The organism is Mesorhizobium sp. WSM3879, from assembly GCF_002294915.1.
Lineage (GTDB): Bacteria > Pseudomonadota > Alphaproteobacteria > Rhizobiales > Rhizobiaceae > Mesorhizobium.
Genome location: NZ_NSFZ01000004.1, coordinates 171,164 through 185,630 on the forward strand (window position 1 = coordinate 171,164; position 14,467 = coordinate 185,630).

General features: G+C 61.2%; 18 protein-coding genes and 1 tRNA gene. 7 read left to right on the top strand and 12 right to left on the bottom strand.

Going from position 1 to position 14,467, the window contains the following annotated elements; all coding sequences use genetic code 11:
• The first annotated feature begins 47 nt into the window (after nt 1-47).
• Nucleotides 48-284, top strand: a complete 237-nt coding sequence (locus CK218_RS10710) for a hypothetical protein (RefSeq protein ID WP_095827677.1) — start codon at nt 48-50, stop codon at nt 282-284.
• A 127-nt stretch (nt 285-411) separates the two neighbouring features.
• On the opposite strand, the gene CK218_RS10715 is transcribed toward CK218_RS10710, so the two are convergent.
• The 9 genes from CK218_RS10715 to CK218_RS10755 form a co-directional block, all read right to left on the bottom strand.
• Nucleotides 412-1,323 carry an agmatinase gene (locus CK218_RS10715; protein WP_095827678.1) on the bottom strand — a complete coding sequence of 304 codons (912 nt, stop codon included), beginning with the start codon at nt 1,321-1,323 and terminating at the stop codon, nt 412-414.
• Nucleotides 1,324-1,461: 138 nt separating this feature from the next.
• Entirely contained in the window at nt 1,462-2,070 is a 609-nt protein-coding gene (locus CK218_RS10720) for a chloramphenicol phosphotransferase (RefSeq protein ID WP_095827679.1), read from the bottom strand.
• A gap of 66 nt (nt 2,071-2,136) precedes the next feature.
• A complete protein-coding gene (locus CK218_RS10725) occupies nt 2,137-2,958 on the bottom strand; it encodes an MBL fold metallo-hydrolase (RefSeq protein WP_095827680.1) in 822 nt (273 codons plus the stop codon).
• A 1-nt stretch (nt 2,959) separates the two neighbouring features.
• Nucleotides 2,960-3,754 carry a TatD family hydrolase gene (locus tag CK218_RS10730; protein ID WP_095827681.1) on the bottom strand — a complete coding sequence of 265 codons (795 nt, stop codon included), beginning with the start codon at nt 3,752-3,754 and terminating at the stop codon, nt 2,960-2,962.
• Nucleotides 3,754-5,301 carry a methionine--tRNA ligase gene (gene metG, locus CK218_RS10735; RefSeq protein ID WP_095777666.1) on the bottom strand — a complete coding sequence of 516 codons (1,548 nt, stop codon included), beginning with the start codon at nt 5,299-5,301 and terminating at the stop codon, nt 3,754-3,756. Before metG ends, CK218_RS10730 begins: the two co-directional genes overlap by 1 nt.
• 134 nt (nt 5,302-5,435) lie before the next feature.
• On the bottom strand, nt 5,436-6,491 hold the full coding sequence (locus CK218_RS10740) for a DNA polymerase III subunit delta' (RefSeq protein ID WP_095827682.1): 1,056 nt from the start codon (nt 6,489-6,491) through the stop codon (nt 5,436-5,438).
• Nucleotides 6,488-7,162, bottom strand: coding sequence for a dTMP kinase (gene tmk, locus CK218_RS10745; protein ID WP_095827683.1), 675 nt, complete (start codon nt 7,160-7,162; stop codon nt 6,488-6,490). The genes CK218_RS10740 and tmk overlap by 4 nt, the downstream gene beginning before the upstream one ends.
• A 72-nt stretch (nt 7,163-7,234) precedes the next feature.
• Nucleotides 7,235-8,413, bottom strand: coding sequence for a D-alanyl-D-alanine carboxypeptidase family protein (locus CK218_RS10750; RefSeq protein ID WP_095827684.1), 1,179 nt, complete (start codon nt 8,411-8,413; stop codon nt 7,235-7,237).
• 83 nt (nt 8,414-8,496) lie between these two features.
• Nucleotides 8,497-9,765: a septal ring lytic transglycosylase RlpA family protein gene (locus CK218_RS10755; protein ID WP_066989780.1), complete on the bottom strand. Its 1,269-nt coding sequence runs from the start codon at nt 9,763-9,765 to the stop codon at nt 8,497-8,499.
• 795 nt (nt 9,766-10,560) lie between these two features.
• On the opposite strand from CK218_RS10755, the gene CK218_RS10760 reads away from it, so the two are divergent.
• Nucleotides 10,561-10,650 (top strand) — tRNA-Ser (locus CK218_RS10760).
• Between the two features lie 148 nt (nt 10,651-10,798).
• Nucleotides 10,799-11,077 (top strand): hypothetical protein, encoded by a 279-nt coding sequence (locus CK218_RS30540; RefSeq protein ID WP_095827685.1) that lies wholly within the window; start codon nt 10,799-10,801, stop codon nt 11,075-11,077.
• A gap of 223 nt (nt 11,078-11,300) precedes the next feature.
• Here the strand turns inward: CK218_RS30540 and CK218_RS10770 are convergent, their stop codons facing one another.
• From CK218_RS10770 to CK218_RS10780, 3 genes are read right to left on the bottom strand one after another with little or no spacing between them, the layout of a single operon-like run.
• Nucleotides 11,301-11,555 (bottom strand): hypothetical protein, encoded by a 255-nt coding sequence (locus CK218_RS10770; RefSeq protein WP_095827686.1) that lies wholly within the window; start codon nt 11,553-11,555, stop codon nt 11,301-11,303.
• Nucleotides 11,552-11,800, bottom strand: a complete 249-nt coding sequence (locus CK218_RS10775) for a hypothetical protein (protein WP_095827687.1) — start codon at nt 11,798-11,800, stop codon at nt 11,552-11,554. The genes CK218_RS10770 and CK218_RS10775 overlap by 4 nt, the downstream gene beginning before the upstream one ends.
• Entirely contained in the window at nt 11,797-12,192 is a 396-nt protein-coding gene (locus tag CK218_RS10780) for a hypothetical protein (RefSeq protein WP_095827688.1), read from the bottom strand. Before CK218_RS10780 ends, CK218_RS10775 begins: the two co-directional genes overlap by 4 nt.
• A 447-nt stretch (nt 12,193-12,639) precedes the next feature.
• On the opposite strand from CK218_RS10780, the gene CK218_RS10785 reads away from it, so the two are divergent.
• The 4 genes from CK218_RS10785 to CK218_RS30545 are packed head-to-tail and all read left to right on the top strand — an operon-like array spanning nt 12,640 to nt 14,448.
• Nucleotides 12,640-13,002 (top strand): hypothetical protein, encoded by a 363-nt coding sequence (locus CK218_RS10785; protein WP_143749616.1) that lies wholly within the window; start codon nt 12,640-12,642, stop codon nt 13,000-13,002.
• Between the two features lies 1 nt (nt 13,003).
• Nucleotides 13,004-13,303 (top strand): hypothetical protein, encoded by a 300-nt coding sequence (locus CK218_RS10790; protein WP_348628720.1) that lies wholly within the window; start codon nt 13,004-13,006, stop codon nt 13,301-13,303.
• A gap of 57 nt (nt 13,304-13,360) precedes the next feature.
• A complete protein-coding gene (locus tag CK218_RS10795; RefSeq protein WP_095827690.1) occupies nt 13,361-14,308 on the top strand; it encodes a hypothetical protein in 948 nt (315 codons plus the stop codon).
• On the top strand, nt 14,305-14,448 hold the full coding sequence (locus CK218_RS30545; protein WP_179294468.1) for a hypothetical protein: 144 nt from the start codon (nt 14,305-14,307) through the stop codon (nt 14,446-14,448). The genes CK218_RS10795 and CK218_RS30545 overlap by 4 nt, the downstream gene beginning before the upstream one ends.
• The last annotated feature ends 19 nt before the right edge of the window (nt 14,449-14,467 follow it).

Below are 14,467 nucleotides of genomic sequence, written 5' to 3' on the forward strand. Positions count from 1 at the left end.
AAGGCCCAACTCGAAAAGCATGGGGCCGCAAACCATAGGAGGTTGCCATGAACGACACGTTTGCATCGATCCCGCAGCTGGCAACGCTGGTCGGGCAGGCATTGCGCCGGCGCTACAGCCTGCAGACCCTGCGAGGCATGATCGCGGCCCGGCGCGAGCAGATACGGTTTCGCTGGGATCTGAAGCGGATATCAGAGGCCAACCCGCATCTGATCGACGATATCGGACTGACGAAACAGCAGGCCGAGGAAGAGATCGCCAAGCTGCCCTTCTGGCAAAGATAAACGCGGATGTGGCGTCAACGCTGATGCCGGCAGCGCAGTCCCACCGAGTAGGGTGGTCCGGCATGAGCTCGAAGCGACATCGGTCGGCCATAACGGGGAATCTCGTCGGGGCATCAGGCCATCTGAGTTAAACCTGCCGGACGACAGTGCCGATGACATTGACGAGAAGCCGGGCTGCAGTCAGCGCCGACAGGCCGTCAAGGTCGGCAGGCGGATAGAATTCGACCAGATCAAATCCTGCGATCCTGGCCCGCTTGCCGAGGCCGGCGATCAGGTCGATCGCCTGGGTGTAGGTGAGGCCGCCTGGCGTGCGCGCCGCCACGCCCGGCATGATGCTGGGATCGAGGCCGTCGCAGTCGAAGGTCACGACGACGCGCGCGCCGTCCGGAATGTGGCTGAGAGCTGCGTCGACGCCCTGGGCATGAAGCTCGCGGGCAGTCACAAAGCGGCTGCCATAGCGTCGCGCCGCTTCGATTTCAGCCAGGCGTGCGCTGCCGACGCTGCGCAGGCCGACTTGCACGAGGCCGGCGATATGCGGCATCTCGCTCGCCCGGCGCATCGGGCTCGAATAGCCGTAGCGTTCGCCATCGACCTCGTCGCGCCAGTCGATATGCGCGTCGATCTGCAGGATCCAGACCGGCCCGTGACCGGCAAAGCCGGCGAGAAAGGGAATGACCACGGAATCGTCACCGCCGAGCAGGATCGGCACGGCCGACGCGGCCAGGACCTCGCGCGTCTTCGCCTCGATCCGCGCCCGGTTTCCCTCATTGTCATGCATGACGGTCGAGATGTTGCCGGCATCGACGCAGCAGACCGCCTTGCCGTCGAACAATGGACCGCCGAGATCGAAATCCCAATGCTCGACCAGCGGCGCATCGTCCTGGCTCGCAGCGCGGATGGCGTCGGCGGCCAGAACATAGCCGCTGCTGTCCTTTCCCGGGTAGGTGCTGCCATGACCGGCACCGTAGATCACCATGCGAGGCGCGCAGCCTCCGGCGAGGCAATCGGGAAAGCCAAGAAAGGAAGATGAAGAGGTCATTGTTCAATAGTCCGAATGTGAGCTCTCGCGGCGAGGGGCACGTCGATAGGATCGCTTTATCGCCTCTACGTGATCCATATCAGAAAGTCGCATAAGATAGATTATGGAACTGACACATCCAGCACGAAGCTGGTTTTGCTACGGTTCTCCTGGGCTTCCCGTGCGTGCTTCAAAGGCGTCAACGCGGTCCTTGATGTGTTCATGAATCCTTGTAGCCGCCTCCGCCGCGCAGATCGCTGTTACGTCGATCGTCAGGCTGTTCGGGTGCTTCGGGTCAAGGACAGCGACTGTCCGGCTGCGGTGGCGCGCGGCTTCCGGATCGATCGACTTGAGACGGTCACGTCGCGTTGGCGACATCACGCGACGAACCAGTTCGGCCTCTTCGCAAAGCAAGCGCACAGGCACGAAGTGAGCGCCTCGTCGATCCGACGCATCTTTCATCTGCTGGTAGGACGCGAGGCTCCTCGCGTCTCCTTGGGTGCCGGAGTTCGTGAAGATGAAGTTGGCGGCGGGAGGACAAAGTGTTGCGACGGTGTCCAACACAGCCTGACGGACCTTGGCGGTCTGCTCCCAGACGGCATCAGGCAGTGTGCGGCGACCGTCATCGGCAAGCAGTGCCAATATAGGATTGTTGATCCAGTGATTGTCGATGACCTGGCCGGAAAGTGCCGTGCCGAGTTCCCGTGCGATCGTCAGCTTGCCGACGCCAGGGAAACCGAGCAGCAGAACAAACACATTCTCAACCATCGATCAGTTTCCGAAGCACCAAAGAGAATCGGATTGACGACTAAGCGCCAAAGTGAACAGGCGTCTTTATCGCTGTGATTCACAAGGAATTTCGATCGTCATGCCGTCATAGGCCGGCACCACGTGGTCCGGCGTCTCGGCCATCACGGCGGCATAATCCAGCGGCACATGCATATGCGTCAGCACCGCGTTTTTCGGCGAGAGCTTCTCGATCCAGCCCAGTGCCTCGGCAAGCGACAGATGGCTTGGATGGCTGTTGTACTGCAGCGCGTCGATCACCAGCACGTCAAGGCCTTCAAGCCTTCCTGCTGTGGCAGCTGGAAAGTCGCTGATATCGGGGCAATAGGCGAGCTCGCCCACGCGGAAACCGAGCGAAATGATGTCGCCATGGATCTGCGGCAGCGGCTCAAGGGTGAGGGGGCCCCCCTCGCCTTCGATCACCACCGGCCTGGCATGGTCTATGAGATGCGGCCTGACGATCGGTGGATAGGAACTGCCCGGGGGCGTCTCGAAGCAGTAGCCGAACGCCTGGCGCAGCCGCAGCATGGTCGGCTGGTCGGCATGGATATCGATACGACGGCGTTGCTCGAGCACGAAGCCGCGCAGATCATCGATGCCGTGAATGTGGTCGGCATGCGGATGGGTATAAACCACCGCGTCGATGTGCTTGACCGAAGCAAGCAGCATCTGGGCACGGAAATCCGGTCCGGTGTCGATGACGACGGTGGTGCGGCCGCCATTCCCTGCGATCCGCTCGACAAGAGCAGCCGTGCGCATGCGGCGGTTCTTCGGATTGGCCGGATCGCAATTGCCCCAGTCGCCGGTGATGCGTGGCGTACCGGGCGACGAGCCGCAGCCGAGAATGGTGAGGCGCAGTTGGTCGCCCATGTCAGGCCGCCGTCACGTCCGGTCGCGGCATCTTGGCAAACAGCCGGAAGACATTGTCGGTGGTGATGTCGGCGATCTCCGCCTCGCTGACGCCGATGGTCTCGGCCAGCACCTTCGCCGTATTCGCGACATAGGCGGGCTCATTGCGTTTTCCCCGATGCGGGATTGGCGCAAGATAAGGCGCGTCGGTCTCGACCAGCAGCCGTTCGCGCGGCACATCTGCGGCAATCGCGCGCAATTCGGTCGAGTTCTTGAAGGTCAGGATGCCTGAGAAGGAGACATAGCCGCCCAGCGCCACGCCGACTTCCGCCAGCCGACGCCCGGACGAAAAACAATGCAGGATGAAGGGGAAAGCGCCCTTCCCTGTCTCCTCCTCGAGAATCGCCGCCATGTCGCCGTCGGCGTCGCGCGAATGGATGACCAGCGGCAGGCCGGTCCGGCGCGCGGCGGCTATGTGAGTGCGGAAGCCTTGCGCCTGTGCCTCGCGCGGCGCGCGGTCGTAGAAATAGTCCAGGCCGGCTTCGCCGATCGCCACCACCTTGGGATGGTCGGAAAGCCGTACCAGCTCCTCTGCGGTCACATCGAGCTCTTCCGCCGCATTGTGCGGATGAGTACCAACTGAGCAATAGACCTCACTAAAAGCTTCAGCAATTTCAAGGATTTGCTGAAAACGCTTCACGCGCGTTGAGATGGTCACCATGCGGCCGATCCCGGCTGCGAGAGCGCGGGCGACGATAGCCGCCCGCTCCTCGACAAAATCCGGAAAATCGAGATGGCAGTGACTGTCGACAAGCATCAGGCTTTGGTGTCCTGCTCGACGTAGCGGGGAAACACGCCCTCAGGCACCGGCAGTGCCGTGCCGGGCACCAGCGCATGGTCTGCGTGGACATGCGTGAAATTGCGCTTGTCCGCCGGCACCGCCAGCAGGTCGAGCAGCCTCGCCGCCGATCCGGGAATGAAGGGCTGGCAAAGCACCGTCACGCGCCGGACAAGCTCGGCCGTCGTCCACAGCACCGTCTCCATGCGCTCCGGATCGGTTTTGCGCAGCGCCCAGGGCTCCTGCGACGCGAAGTAGCGGTCGGCATCGGCCACCACGCCGAAGATCGCCGCCAGCGCCAGATGGATGCCCTGCTCCGCCATCGCTCTGCGTGCCACCGCAAGCGCCTCCACCGCCTGGTCGAGGATCGCCGCGTCGGCTTCGGTGAGCTCGCCGCGCTTCGGCACCGCGCCGCCGCAGTTCTTGGCGATCATCGACAGCGAGCGCTGCGCCAGATTGCCGAGGCCGTTGGCGAGATCGGCATTGGTGCGGTTGACGATCGCTTCGTGACTGTAGCTGCCGTCCTGCCCGAACGGCACCTCGCGCAGGAAGAAATAGCGTACCTGGTCGAGGCCGTAATGCTCGATCATGGCGAACGGATCGACGACATTGCCGACCGATTTGGACATCTTCTCGCCGCGGTTGAACAGGAAGCCGTGGGCGAAGACGCGCTTCGGCAATTCGATGCCGGCCGACATCAGGAAGGCCGGCCAGTAGACCGCGTGGAAGCGCACGATGTCCTTGCCGATGATATGCGTCGCCGGCCAGTAGTGCCATTGCTCGGATTTGGTGTCGGGATAGCCAGCGGCCGTGATGTAGTTGGTCAATGCGTCGACCCAGACATACATCACATGCTTGTCGTTGCCCGGTACAGGCACGCCCCATTTGAACGTGGTGCGCGAGATCGACAGGTCCTTCAAGCCGGACTTGACGAAGCTGATCACTTCGTTGCGGCGCTCCGCTGGACCGATGAAGTCTGGCCGGCTCTCATAAAGTGCCAGCAATTTGTCCTGATAGGCGGATAGCCGGAAGAAATAGCTTTCCTCCTCGTTCCATTCAACCGGCGAGCCAAGCGGCTCGCGGCGTACGCCGTCGTCGCCGAGCGTGGTTTCGCTTTCGTCGAAATAGGCTTCCTGGCGGACCGAATACCAGCCGCTGTAGCGATCAAGATAGATGTCGCCATTGGCTGCCATCGCCTTCCAGATCGCTTGGCAGGATGCGTAGTGACGTTGTTCGGTCGTGCGGATGAATTCGTCGTTTGAGCCGCCGACTGTCTCGGTCATCGAGCGGAAGATTGCCGAATTGCGGTCGGCGAGCGTTATCGGCGCGATGCCTTCCTTTTCGGCCGTCTGCTGCATCTTGAGGCCGTGCTCGTCGGTGCCCGTGAGGAAGAACACATCCTTGCCGTCGAGACGCTGGAAGCGGGCCAGCGCGTCGCTGGCGATGACCGTATAGGCATGGCCGATATGTGGCTTGCCATTCGGATAGAAAATCGGCGTGGTCAGATAGGATTTTTCGCGTGACATGAATGAACCGTCATGAAGGTCTGAATGTGAGTTGTGGCGGTGGATAAACTATCGGCATGGCGATTGCCATCCCGATGCATGCCGCCCAAAAGTGGTGCCCGATTTCGGGGCAGCGGCATGCACCAAGAAAACCGTCACATTCGCATCACAGAATTCAGGCGGTCGATCATGGTCAGGGCGTGCTGCTTCTTGTCGAGATTGTAGGTCTCTGCCTCAGATATCGTGTTCACGGCCTCGTGCCAAGCGTCGGACAGCGTTTTGGCCCTGGCGAGGTCGCCGGCTAATGCCGCTTCACTGGCGGCGGCCGACAGCAGATCGAGCGCGCGGCGGTTGAAGACATCGAATTGGATCGCCTGGTCGCGGCCGGCAACGGCTTCGGCAAGCCGATGGGCAGCGGCAATGTCCGGCTTTTGCGCCGCCACCAGCGCGTCGAGCGCGCCGGCGATTTCCAGCCCGCCATACTGGGTAAGCAGGATCGCATTGCGCGCGCTGCCCCCTGCCCGCTCGGCCAAAGCCGCGCGCGCCGCCGGATCGACCGGCGGCGGCGGCTCGATGCCTTCCAGCACAGCCATCAAGTCGTCCGGCGCAAGCGGCGTCAGCCGCACCATCTGACACCGCGACCGGATCGTCGGCAACAGACTGCCCGGCGCATGGACGATGAGGATGAACAGGGTGCGCGCCGGAGGCTCCTCAAGATTCTTGAGCAAGGCATTGGCGGCATTGGTGTTCATGTCGTCGGCCGGATCGACGATGACGACGCGGTAGCTGCCGTCATGCGAGGTCATCGACAGGAAGCGGCTGACCTTGCGTATCTCGTCGACGGTTAGCACCGTCTTGAAGCTTTTGGTCTTGTCGTTGGCCGGACGGGTGAGATGCAGCACCGAAGGATGCGCGCCGGTAGCGATCTGGCGAAACAGCGACGAGGCCGGATCTGGCACGGCAAGCGCTTCGGGCGCAGACGCAAAATCGGGATGTCTGAGAAGGTGATGCGCCAGGTGGAAGGCAAGCGTGGCCTTGCCGATGCCGTGCGGCCCGGCGAGGATCAGCGCATGCGGCAGCTTGCCGGCGCGGTAAGCGCTGGCAAGCATGCCCGCCGTCTGCGCGTGGCCGATCAGTCGCGACGTTTCCGACGGCTCGGGAACGCCGTCAAGCGTGTCGTGCTGTTCGGGGGCGATGCGTTCGAAGATCATGCCGGCGCCGTCTGCTTCCTTTGCACCGGCATCCGCTTTTCCAGCACCGCGAACACGGCCGCGGTGACGACGTTTTCCACCGTTTCGGGATCGGCCGACGCATCGATCACAATGCAGCGGTCCGGCTCCGCCTCGGCGATCGCCAGGAAAGCCTCCCGCCGGCGCTGGTGGATGGCCAAAGTCTCCTTCTCGAAGCGATCGGCGCTGTCGCCGGCGCCACGCCGTGCCGCCGCGCGCCTGAGACCTTCGGCCGGATCGATGTCGAAGATCAGCGTCATGTCGGGGACCATGCCGTTGATGGCGACCGCCTCCAGCGCTTGCATGAAATCCGGATCGAGCCCGCCGGTGACGCCCTGATAGACGCGCGAGGAATCGATGAAACGGTCGCAAAGCACGATCGTGCCGCGCTCGACCGCCGGCCGGATCACCTGCTCGACATGGTCGGAGCGTGCGGCGGCGAAGAGGATCGCCTCCATCTTCGGGCCGAAGGGCTCGGCGGCGCCGGACAAAAGCACATGTCTCACCGCCTCGGCGCCCGGCGAGCCGCCTGGCTCGCGTGTCACCAGAACCTCGTATTTCTTGGCGCGCATGCGCCGTGCCAGCCGCTCGATCTGCGTCGACTTGCCGGCTCCTTCGCCGCCTTCGAAGGTGATGAAAAATCCGCTCGCCAATCGTGAATGCCTTCGCCCGTGCTGGCCGCTGTCATAGCTCCCGTCCGGCAAAAGGTCCACGAGCCTGCCCGATCACAAATGTTTCTGACGCAGCCAGCCGACGGCCAGTTCCTTGGCGGCGTCAAGCGCACGCTGCGGCAGCGTCCCGACCTTCACCGCCTCGGCGGCGAAAAGCGGCGTTCGCTGGCTGAGCGTGTCGCCTATCCAAACGCGCAGCTCCCCGACCGGTTGCCCCTGCTCCACCGGCGCCGCCACCGGGCCGTCATAGACAATCCTGGCGGTCAGCTTGTCGCGGTTGGTTATCGGCAGAAAGATGTCCACCGGGCCCTTGGCTTTCAAGGCCACGCCGGATTTGGCGCCGCCGAACACTTCGGCTTCGCCCACGACCTCGTCCTTGGCGAAGATCTCCGTCTTCTGGAAGGAGCGCGACCCCCAGTCTAGCAGCTTGCGCGCCTCCTCGGAGCGTTCCCGGTCGCTCGCCAGACCGCTCAGCGCCGCGATCACCCGAATGCCGTTGTGGCTGACCGTGCCGACAATGCCGAAGCCTGCGGACTCGCTCGCCCCGGCCACGAAGCCGTCGGCATCGATGCCCATGGCCAAAAGCGGATTGCGGTTCCGCTGGGAGATCTTGTTCCAGGTGAAGTCGGGCTGGCCGTAGTAGTGGAAGAACTCGGGATAGTCGCGCCAGATGTGCAGTGCCAGCATCGTGAGCTCCCGCACTGTCGTCTGCTGGCCATCTGCCGGCAGCCCGGTCGAATTGACGAAGGTCGATTTCGAGAGACCAAGCTCGCGGGCACGCTCCGTCATCTGCGCGGCGAAATTCGCCTCCGAGCCTGCCATGCCTTCGGCAAGCACGATGCAGCCGTCATTGGCGGCCTGCACGGTCACGCCCTGGATCAGATCCTCGACACGGACCGCCGATTTGAGCTTGGCAAACATCGTCGAGGTGCCCGACGGCGCGCCGCCGGTGCGCCAGGCGTTTTCGCTGACCACGAAAGTATCGTCGAGCGTGATCCGCTTCGATTTGATGGCGTTGAAGACCACCTCCATCGTCATCAGCTTGGCCATCGAAGCCGGCGGGATCGGCTTGTCGGCATCCTTGGCGAAAAGCACCGTGCCGGTGTCGGCGTCGATCATGAAGGCCTGGGCCGCCTTGGTCTCGAAAAGCTGCGCACCGGCCGGGGCTGCCCAAAGCAGTATCAGCGCCAGGCCTAGTAATCCGGCGAAAGGCTGAAAGATGCGGAACTGCATGAAAAATCGACCCACTTAGCCGTGCTGGCGTCGACAAGCTATCAGGGTTCTTTCCGCTGGATCAACGGCGGGCGCGAAATTGATCAGTTTCGCACAACCAATGCGTCCGGCGCGCCGTGCGACCAGGCCGCCTGCAGCAGGTCGTCGATGCTGCCATGGCCATCCGGATAGACGTTGACCGCGTACCAGTCGTTGCCGTCAAGCTCGGTGCGCTGGATTTCAGTCCTGCCGAACGGCTCGAGCGCCGCCGCCACGCGGTTTGCCTGCGCCGCATTGTCAAAGGAGCCGGCGGCCACATAATCGGAGGCCGGCGCCTGTTCCTGGCCGTTCGACTTCTTCCACGACTGGAGGATGTCGGCCGGCGACATGCCGCTGCCGTCGAGGACGGCAAAGACGTCGGCGTGATTGACGCGCTCACCCGCGTAGGACAGCGACGCCATGGCAAAGGGCGAGTTCGGCGGCAGCCTGAACTGCGGCCGCTCCGGCACGATCGGCCCGAAATCCGGCAGCACGACTTCGCTGGCGCCCTGCGCCTGCCCTGACATCGCCGGTTGCGCGGCAAGCTGCTCCGACAGACCGGACTGCGTGCCAAAAGCCTGCCCAGAACTGGTCAGCTGGCCGGGGAACGGCACGGCCGCTGGAGGTGCATCGCTCATCGACAGGCTGGGCGACGGGCCGTTCATGGCCACCATCACGCCCGTCGGCAGGCCGTCGGACGGATCGGGCCGCCTGCTGCCGGGACGGTAGGAAGCCATCAGATACTGGTCGTCATTGCCGTCGAGAGGCGCCCGGCCGACATATTCGACCTTCACCCTTGCCGTGCCGACCTTGCCATAGTCGAGCATTTGCGCGGCACGTTCCGAGACGTCGATGATGCGGCCCTCATGGTATGGGCCGCGGTCGTTGACGCGCACGATGATCGAACTGCCAGTCTCGAGATTGGTGACGCGGGCATAGCTCGGCAGCGGCATGGTCGGGTGCGCCGCCGTCAGTTGCATCGTGTCATAGACTTCGCCGTTGGCGGTCAGCCGGCCGTGGAAGGCATCGCCATACCAGGAAGCCAGGCCAACCTTGGCATATTTCTTATCCTCCTTGGGATAGTACCACTTGCCGCGCACCTGGTACGGCTTGCCGAGTTGGTCGCGGCCGCCGCCGCGCCGCATGAAGGCAACGCGCGGGCTCGCCTTCACGCCATATTCGGATTCGGCGAAATACTCCTTGGAACGCGGCCGCTTGTCGACCATGCCTTTCGGTTGCGGCGTCGACGTACAGCCGGCAAGCAGCACCGCCGAGAGGGCGCACAGCACGAAGGCAGGAGCGCGACGAAGACGCGGGCGCGCCGAAGTCTGCATGTTTTCGATTGTCCCCTAAAGTCTCGCCGCCATCAATCGGAGCCAAGCGCCCCCGAATGCAGCAACACCTTGATCCCCAATATCTTTGTGCACAGGAAATGTTTATTACGATGTTAATCGATTACGGCCGGAACCGGGCGAGATTATGGCGGGGAAAAAACTGCCACCGAGGGTGAGCCTTGCGTGGATGAGCGCCGGATGGAGGGGCAGCTTTTTGGAGGGGGACTTCCATTTCCAACCGGCGCTCACAGCGCTGGAATTGCCCGCGCCAACCAGGAGTTTAGCATGGGCGTCCGCAAGGCCTGCCTAGATCGAAGGGATGAACTCGGTTCATCCATATGAGCAGTGGTTTCACGGATCAGTTGGGAGACGCTTTCGCGCCTAGCCGGAGGCGTTGCCGTCGGACTGGACAAGAAGACGCCCACCACGTTTTCCGTAGCGGGCGCTAGTTCGGGAGGAAGTGAGAGACGCTTGCGGTCTGGGTCGTCCCCTTGCCCGCTAAGGACGGTACGCCTCGTTTGGCTGGATAATAAGCGCGCTAAGGTTGAGCCGCCGCATATTCTGGTTGCGTGACATTTTCGCCACAGACATAAAAGTGCCCGGCCAACCGGGCAGCCGGGCAATGCATCGTCTGTCCCGACCGCAGGAAGGCACGTCGCGGTGGTTGACGCAGCCCTGACCGCCGCACTACAGCAATGAAGCGCGAGCCGGTCGCAAATGCCTCGGCGTCAATTTTGCGCCGACCATTGAAAATTGACCGATAGCGACGATCGTAAGTGGTTGAAAGACCATGCTGGAGGGATGGCCGAGCGGTTTAAGGCACCGGTCTTGAAAACCGGCGTGGGCGCAAGCTCACCGTGGGTTCGAATCCCACTCCCTCCGCCACAACCTTAGGAAAATCAATCAGTTAGGAACGGATTCGAGGCCTTGCCATAACCGATGCCATGCCCAAAAAAAGGCCCGGAAGGGTGCTGCCGAAACAAAATCCGGCCGAGGGCGTTCCTTCGGGAGTATCCAAAATCCGCTGAGCCGCATGCCAATCTATCACTTTCATGTCGACAACGGTGAGTTCATTCCCGACGCGAACGGCGTCGAGCTCCTTGACTTGGCCGCCGCTCAGATCGAGGCAGTGCGCGCTGCCGGCGAAATGATCAATGAGGCAAAGCAGTCCTTCTGGAACCATCAGACGCCCTGGATCATGCATGTGACGGACGGTGAGAGCCGACTCTTGTTCACACTCCAGTTCGGGGCAAAGATTCCCTCGGGCGATGCCATTTACGTCCCGAGATCTGAAAATCGCCCCGCCACATAGATGGCAAACAAAAGGCCCGGAAGCCGAAGAAGGCCGCCGGGCCAAGAGAGCCCCAAAGAAAGCTCAGGTGTGACGTATTTCGACTGTATCCTCGGATCCGGTTGAGCGCCACAAACGTGGGGTTGCCGCACCCATTAGAACAGCCCGGCCAACCGAAGTAAGCCGGGCCTTCAAGTGTCCGAAGGGCCGGTTCTTGTTCAAAATGAACAAAAACCAGATGATATCAGCTTAGGGCCGAGTGCGTCCGGCCCATAAGGCGCCGAGCCATCTCCTGAAATCCCGTCGCGTTCGCCATCGCGATCATCGTCTCGGCGGTCACGATGAACTTAGCCACGCAGATTCGCTCCTGGCTGCCATCGTAGCCGCGCTGATGGGCAAAGTAGGACACGCGGAACAGGTTGGCTGAGATCTCCTCGACGCGTCCTACGCCTTGCACGAAGGTGTCGAGGATGACGATCGGTTCGATGAGTTCGCTCACGACTGCACCGCCTGCGTCTCGGCCTCGAACTTTTCGTAGAAGGTCTTTCGTAGCTTCTGTGAAAACTCGGCGGCTTTGTAGCCAACGAAGAGCAGCCGGTTGGCCTCACCGGCGGTCAGGAAGATGCTTTCATGACCGGACTTCCGTAAAGCGTCCTCCAGCAAATTGGCAAGCACGTCGTTCATGTCGTCGCTATCGCACACCAAGGGTTCCAGGTCGCTGAGAGCTTGCCGGTCCGCGTTCATGACTGCGCCTCCCGATCGAGGAAGGCCAGCGATGCCTTGATGACGTTTTCGGCCACACTGTCAATAAACCCGTCCTCTCGGATGGCGTAACGCAAAGCTTCCGCCACCCCGCGCAGCGTTGTCGGCAGCGGCGTATCTTTCCAGAGCCTATCCCTAGCTGGCCCGTAGGTCGCATCAACGAGAGAATCCTCATTCTCCCGAGTTATCAGCTCGCCGGGGATGGCCGCGAATTCATCCGCCTTGGCATAATATTCGGCGATCAAGTCGGCGAGCGGATCAGAAATGGTTGCTGTAGCTGCCAGAGCCACAGGAAGCGCTGTTGCGCCTGCCATGGCCGGCAGCGATGCTAGAGCGCCGAGGGCGGCGCGACGTGTCATTGCCTGAGAAGTCATAGGTTCAGTCCCCTGGTTTCACCGGCTGTTCAAGGCCGGGCTGCAAACCCCTGCAGCAAATATCGGCGGACGGCGCCGAAGCCGGGAGTTGAACACCTGCCAGGACGACAGGCCTAAGCTTTTTAGGGGTTTCCCCCACTGGACAGCGGCTTAGCTCCCGGCCATAAAAGGCCGGTCGGAGCCGCGCCGCCAAGCGCGTCCGTTGTGCGCAGGAAACCTGCACACTCTCGCCCGCTCTTCCTCGCCAAAGGAAGAACGACCTCGCCAAAGGTCTGCACGGGCAAAGTCCTAGTCCGGGTGTTCAAGCCCACGGACACGATCATCTGATTTGCTGATTTCGTCAAGAATGCTCCCCTTCCTGGGGGAAGTATTTCTTTGTGCAAGGTGCTTTTCAGCACCGGCTAAGAGGTGATACGGTCTCACCAGTTGATCCGGGGGGATCTGGGGATGTTGTTCAAAGCAGCATTGGCAGTTGTCGCGTGTTTGGTGCCGACTCTGGCATCAGCAAACGACGAAGCTTTGCAGTTTCAAATTGAGAGCGAGCTGGCTTACTTGAAAGTTGGCTACGGCATTGAGACCGTCGAAGTCCGAGCCGAAGGTGTCCGCACTCAAGTCATCGTCGGCGTAGATACCTTCGTCTCCAATTTCAGCGATGTCATGTGGGATACAGCGCAGCGGGCAAGTCTCATGAGCCAGGCGCCTGTGTTGCTGTTGGCCGTAGAGCAACATTCGGCTTTTGGAAATGCTAGCGGCAAACGGCTCTGCTATCTGCGCGCCCGCAAGGGCCAGGTTTTCGAGGGGACATGCTGAAATGAAAAAGATGCTTGGCGTCGTCGCGCTTCTGGCTCTGAACGGCTGCGCAGCCGATTACCTGAACAACTACGACACAATGACGTTGGCCTCTGGCGACTCGAATAAGCAGAACCAATTGCTGCAAACAGTCGATCCCTACAATCCCGCTTCGAACAATACGAAGATCGAGGGAGACGGCGCGCGAAGTGTCGCTGTCGTTCAGAAGTACAAGCAAGGGCCGGGCGGAGCAGCTTCAGGCGCACCGGCTCCCGCTGCTGCGGTGTCATCGCTGCCGCCTCCGCCGCCCCCACAGAACTGAACACATCACCTAGGCGACGATAGAGAGACAGCCAGATTGAATCACCGGCTACGACACGTGCTGTTCCTCCTTGAGAAGGCGGCAGCCAGGATGGGATTTTGGCTCACTGCCCCCTTCGTGCGAGCTGCATTCTATTTGCGGGAGCGAAAGCGAGACCGCTTACGCTTTCCGAGGCGATGGCTCAGCCCCCAACAAATCGTCAGCCTTGATCTCGATTTGATAGACGATGACGATCAACCCAGGATGGATCGCAGCCTGCTGGACCTTCTGGTCGCCAGAAGAGACCAGATAAAGGCCAACAGTAGCAGGGTGTCTGTCGTCAACCTTTCCCTATCGGTTTTCCTCCTGGCTACGTATTTCAAGGTTGGCGCAGATGTGAGCGTGCTCGGAATATCAATCAAGGACTCTGCCGGGGTGCCTGAATTCCTCCTTGCAACAAATGCCACGATGGCGCTGTACATATCGTCGCTACAAGGCAACGTGTCCATACTTGAGGGTGCAATCAGCCACTTAATTGGAAAGATCTTCCCTGCCGGGATGTCAAACGTTATGCGGGCTGCACTCCTGACTGAGGCTTCCATTGGCAAATATTACCCACTTAATATGCCTCATCTGCTGCTCACGGACTTTCATTGGCGCCTAGGCAAATTTCTTGCTTACTTCATGGTAGTCATTGCCTTGGTCGTAGCAATCATAATCATCGGCTTCAATGTAGCCTTGATGTTAAGTATCTGGAAGCAATCATCGATCGGGATTTATAGCAATCTTATTGTCATTTACGTGGCCATCTGCGGCATTTTCTCATTTTTGTTCATGTTTTTGACGAGGCTTCCGACCACCTTTACCGACTATTCGCTTTTGCATCAGATGCAAATTGCAGAGCAGTTGAACCCAAAGCATGCCGAGGAAATTAGAAGGAAGGCTTATCGGTCCTCCATCGAAGATCAGAGCGATCTGGAACAAAGAGGGTTCATCAAGCCGCGCTCACCCTACCAACGGAAATGAACGTCGTCCCGCACTACATCGCCGCAATCGGCCTTGCGATGGTCGCCAGCGCGGTCTGGCGCTACCGGCAGCGTGATATGGTCGGCATGGCGGCAAGCCTGAGAATTGCTGGCTCGGTGTTGTATGCGCCGCTGCGGTGACGTGACAGGAGCTCCCTAG

Coding starts and splice junctions, on each gene's coding strand:
- CK218_RS10710 (WP_095827677.1), top strand. CDS start 48: ATGAACGACACGTTTGCATCGATCCCGCAGCTGGCAACGCTGGTCGGG.
- CK218_RS10715 (WP_095827678.1), bottom strand. CDS start 1,323: ATGACCTCTTCATCTTCCTTTCTTGGCTTTCCCGATTGCCTCGCCGGA.
- CK218_RS10720 (WP_095827679.1), bottom strand. CDS start 2,070: ATGGTTGAGAATGTGTTTGTTCTGCTGCTCGGTTTCCCTGGCGTCGGC.
- CK218_RS10725 (WP_095827680.1), bottom strand. CDS start 2,958: ATGGGCGACCAACTGCGCCTCACCATTCTCGGCTGCGGCTCGTCGCCC.
- CK218_RS10730 (WP_095827681.1), bottom strand. CDS start 3,754: ATGCTTGTCGACAGTCACTGCCATCTCGATTTTCCGGATTTTGTCGAG.
- metG (WP_095777666.1), bottom strand. CDS start 5,301: ATGTCACGCGAAAAATCCTATCTGACCACGCCGATTTTCTATCCGAAT.
- CK218_RS10740 (WP_095827682.1), bottom strand. CDS start 6,491: ATGATCTTCGAACGCATCGCCCCCGAACAGCACGACACGCTTGACGGC.
- CK218_RS10750 (WP_095827684.1), bottom strand. CDS start 8,413: ATGCAGTTCCGCATCTTTCAGCCTTTCGCCGGATTACTAGGCCTGGCG.
- CK218_RS10755 (WP_066989780.1), bottom strand. CDS start 9,765: ATGCAGACTTCGGCGCGCCCGCGTCTTCGTCGCGCTCCTGCCTTCGTG.
- CK218_RS30540 (WP_095827685.1), top strand. CDS start 10,799: ATGCCAATCTATCACTTTCATGTCGACAACGGTGAGTTCATTCCCGAC.
- CK218_RS10775 (WP_095827687.1), bottom strand. CDS start 11,800: ATGAACGCGGACCGGCAAGCTCTCAGCGACCTGGAACCCTTGGTGTGC.
- CK218_RS10780 (WP_095827688.1), bottom strand. CDS start 12,192: ATGACTTCTCAGGCAATGACACGTCGCGCCGCCCTCGGCGCTCTAGCA.
- CK218_RS10785 (WP_143749616.1), top strand. CDS start 12,640: ATGTTGTTCAAAGCAGCATTGGCAGTTGTCGCGTGTTTGGTGCCGACT.
- CK218_RS10790 (WP_348628720.1), top strand. CDS start 13,004: ATGAAAAAGATGCTTGGCGTCGTCGCGCTTCTGGCTCTGAACGGCTGC.
- CK218_RS30545 (WP_179294468.1), top strand. CDS start 14,305: ATGAACGTCGTCCCGCACTACATCGCCGCAATCGGCCTTGCGATGGTC.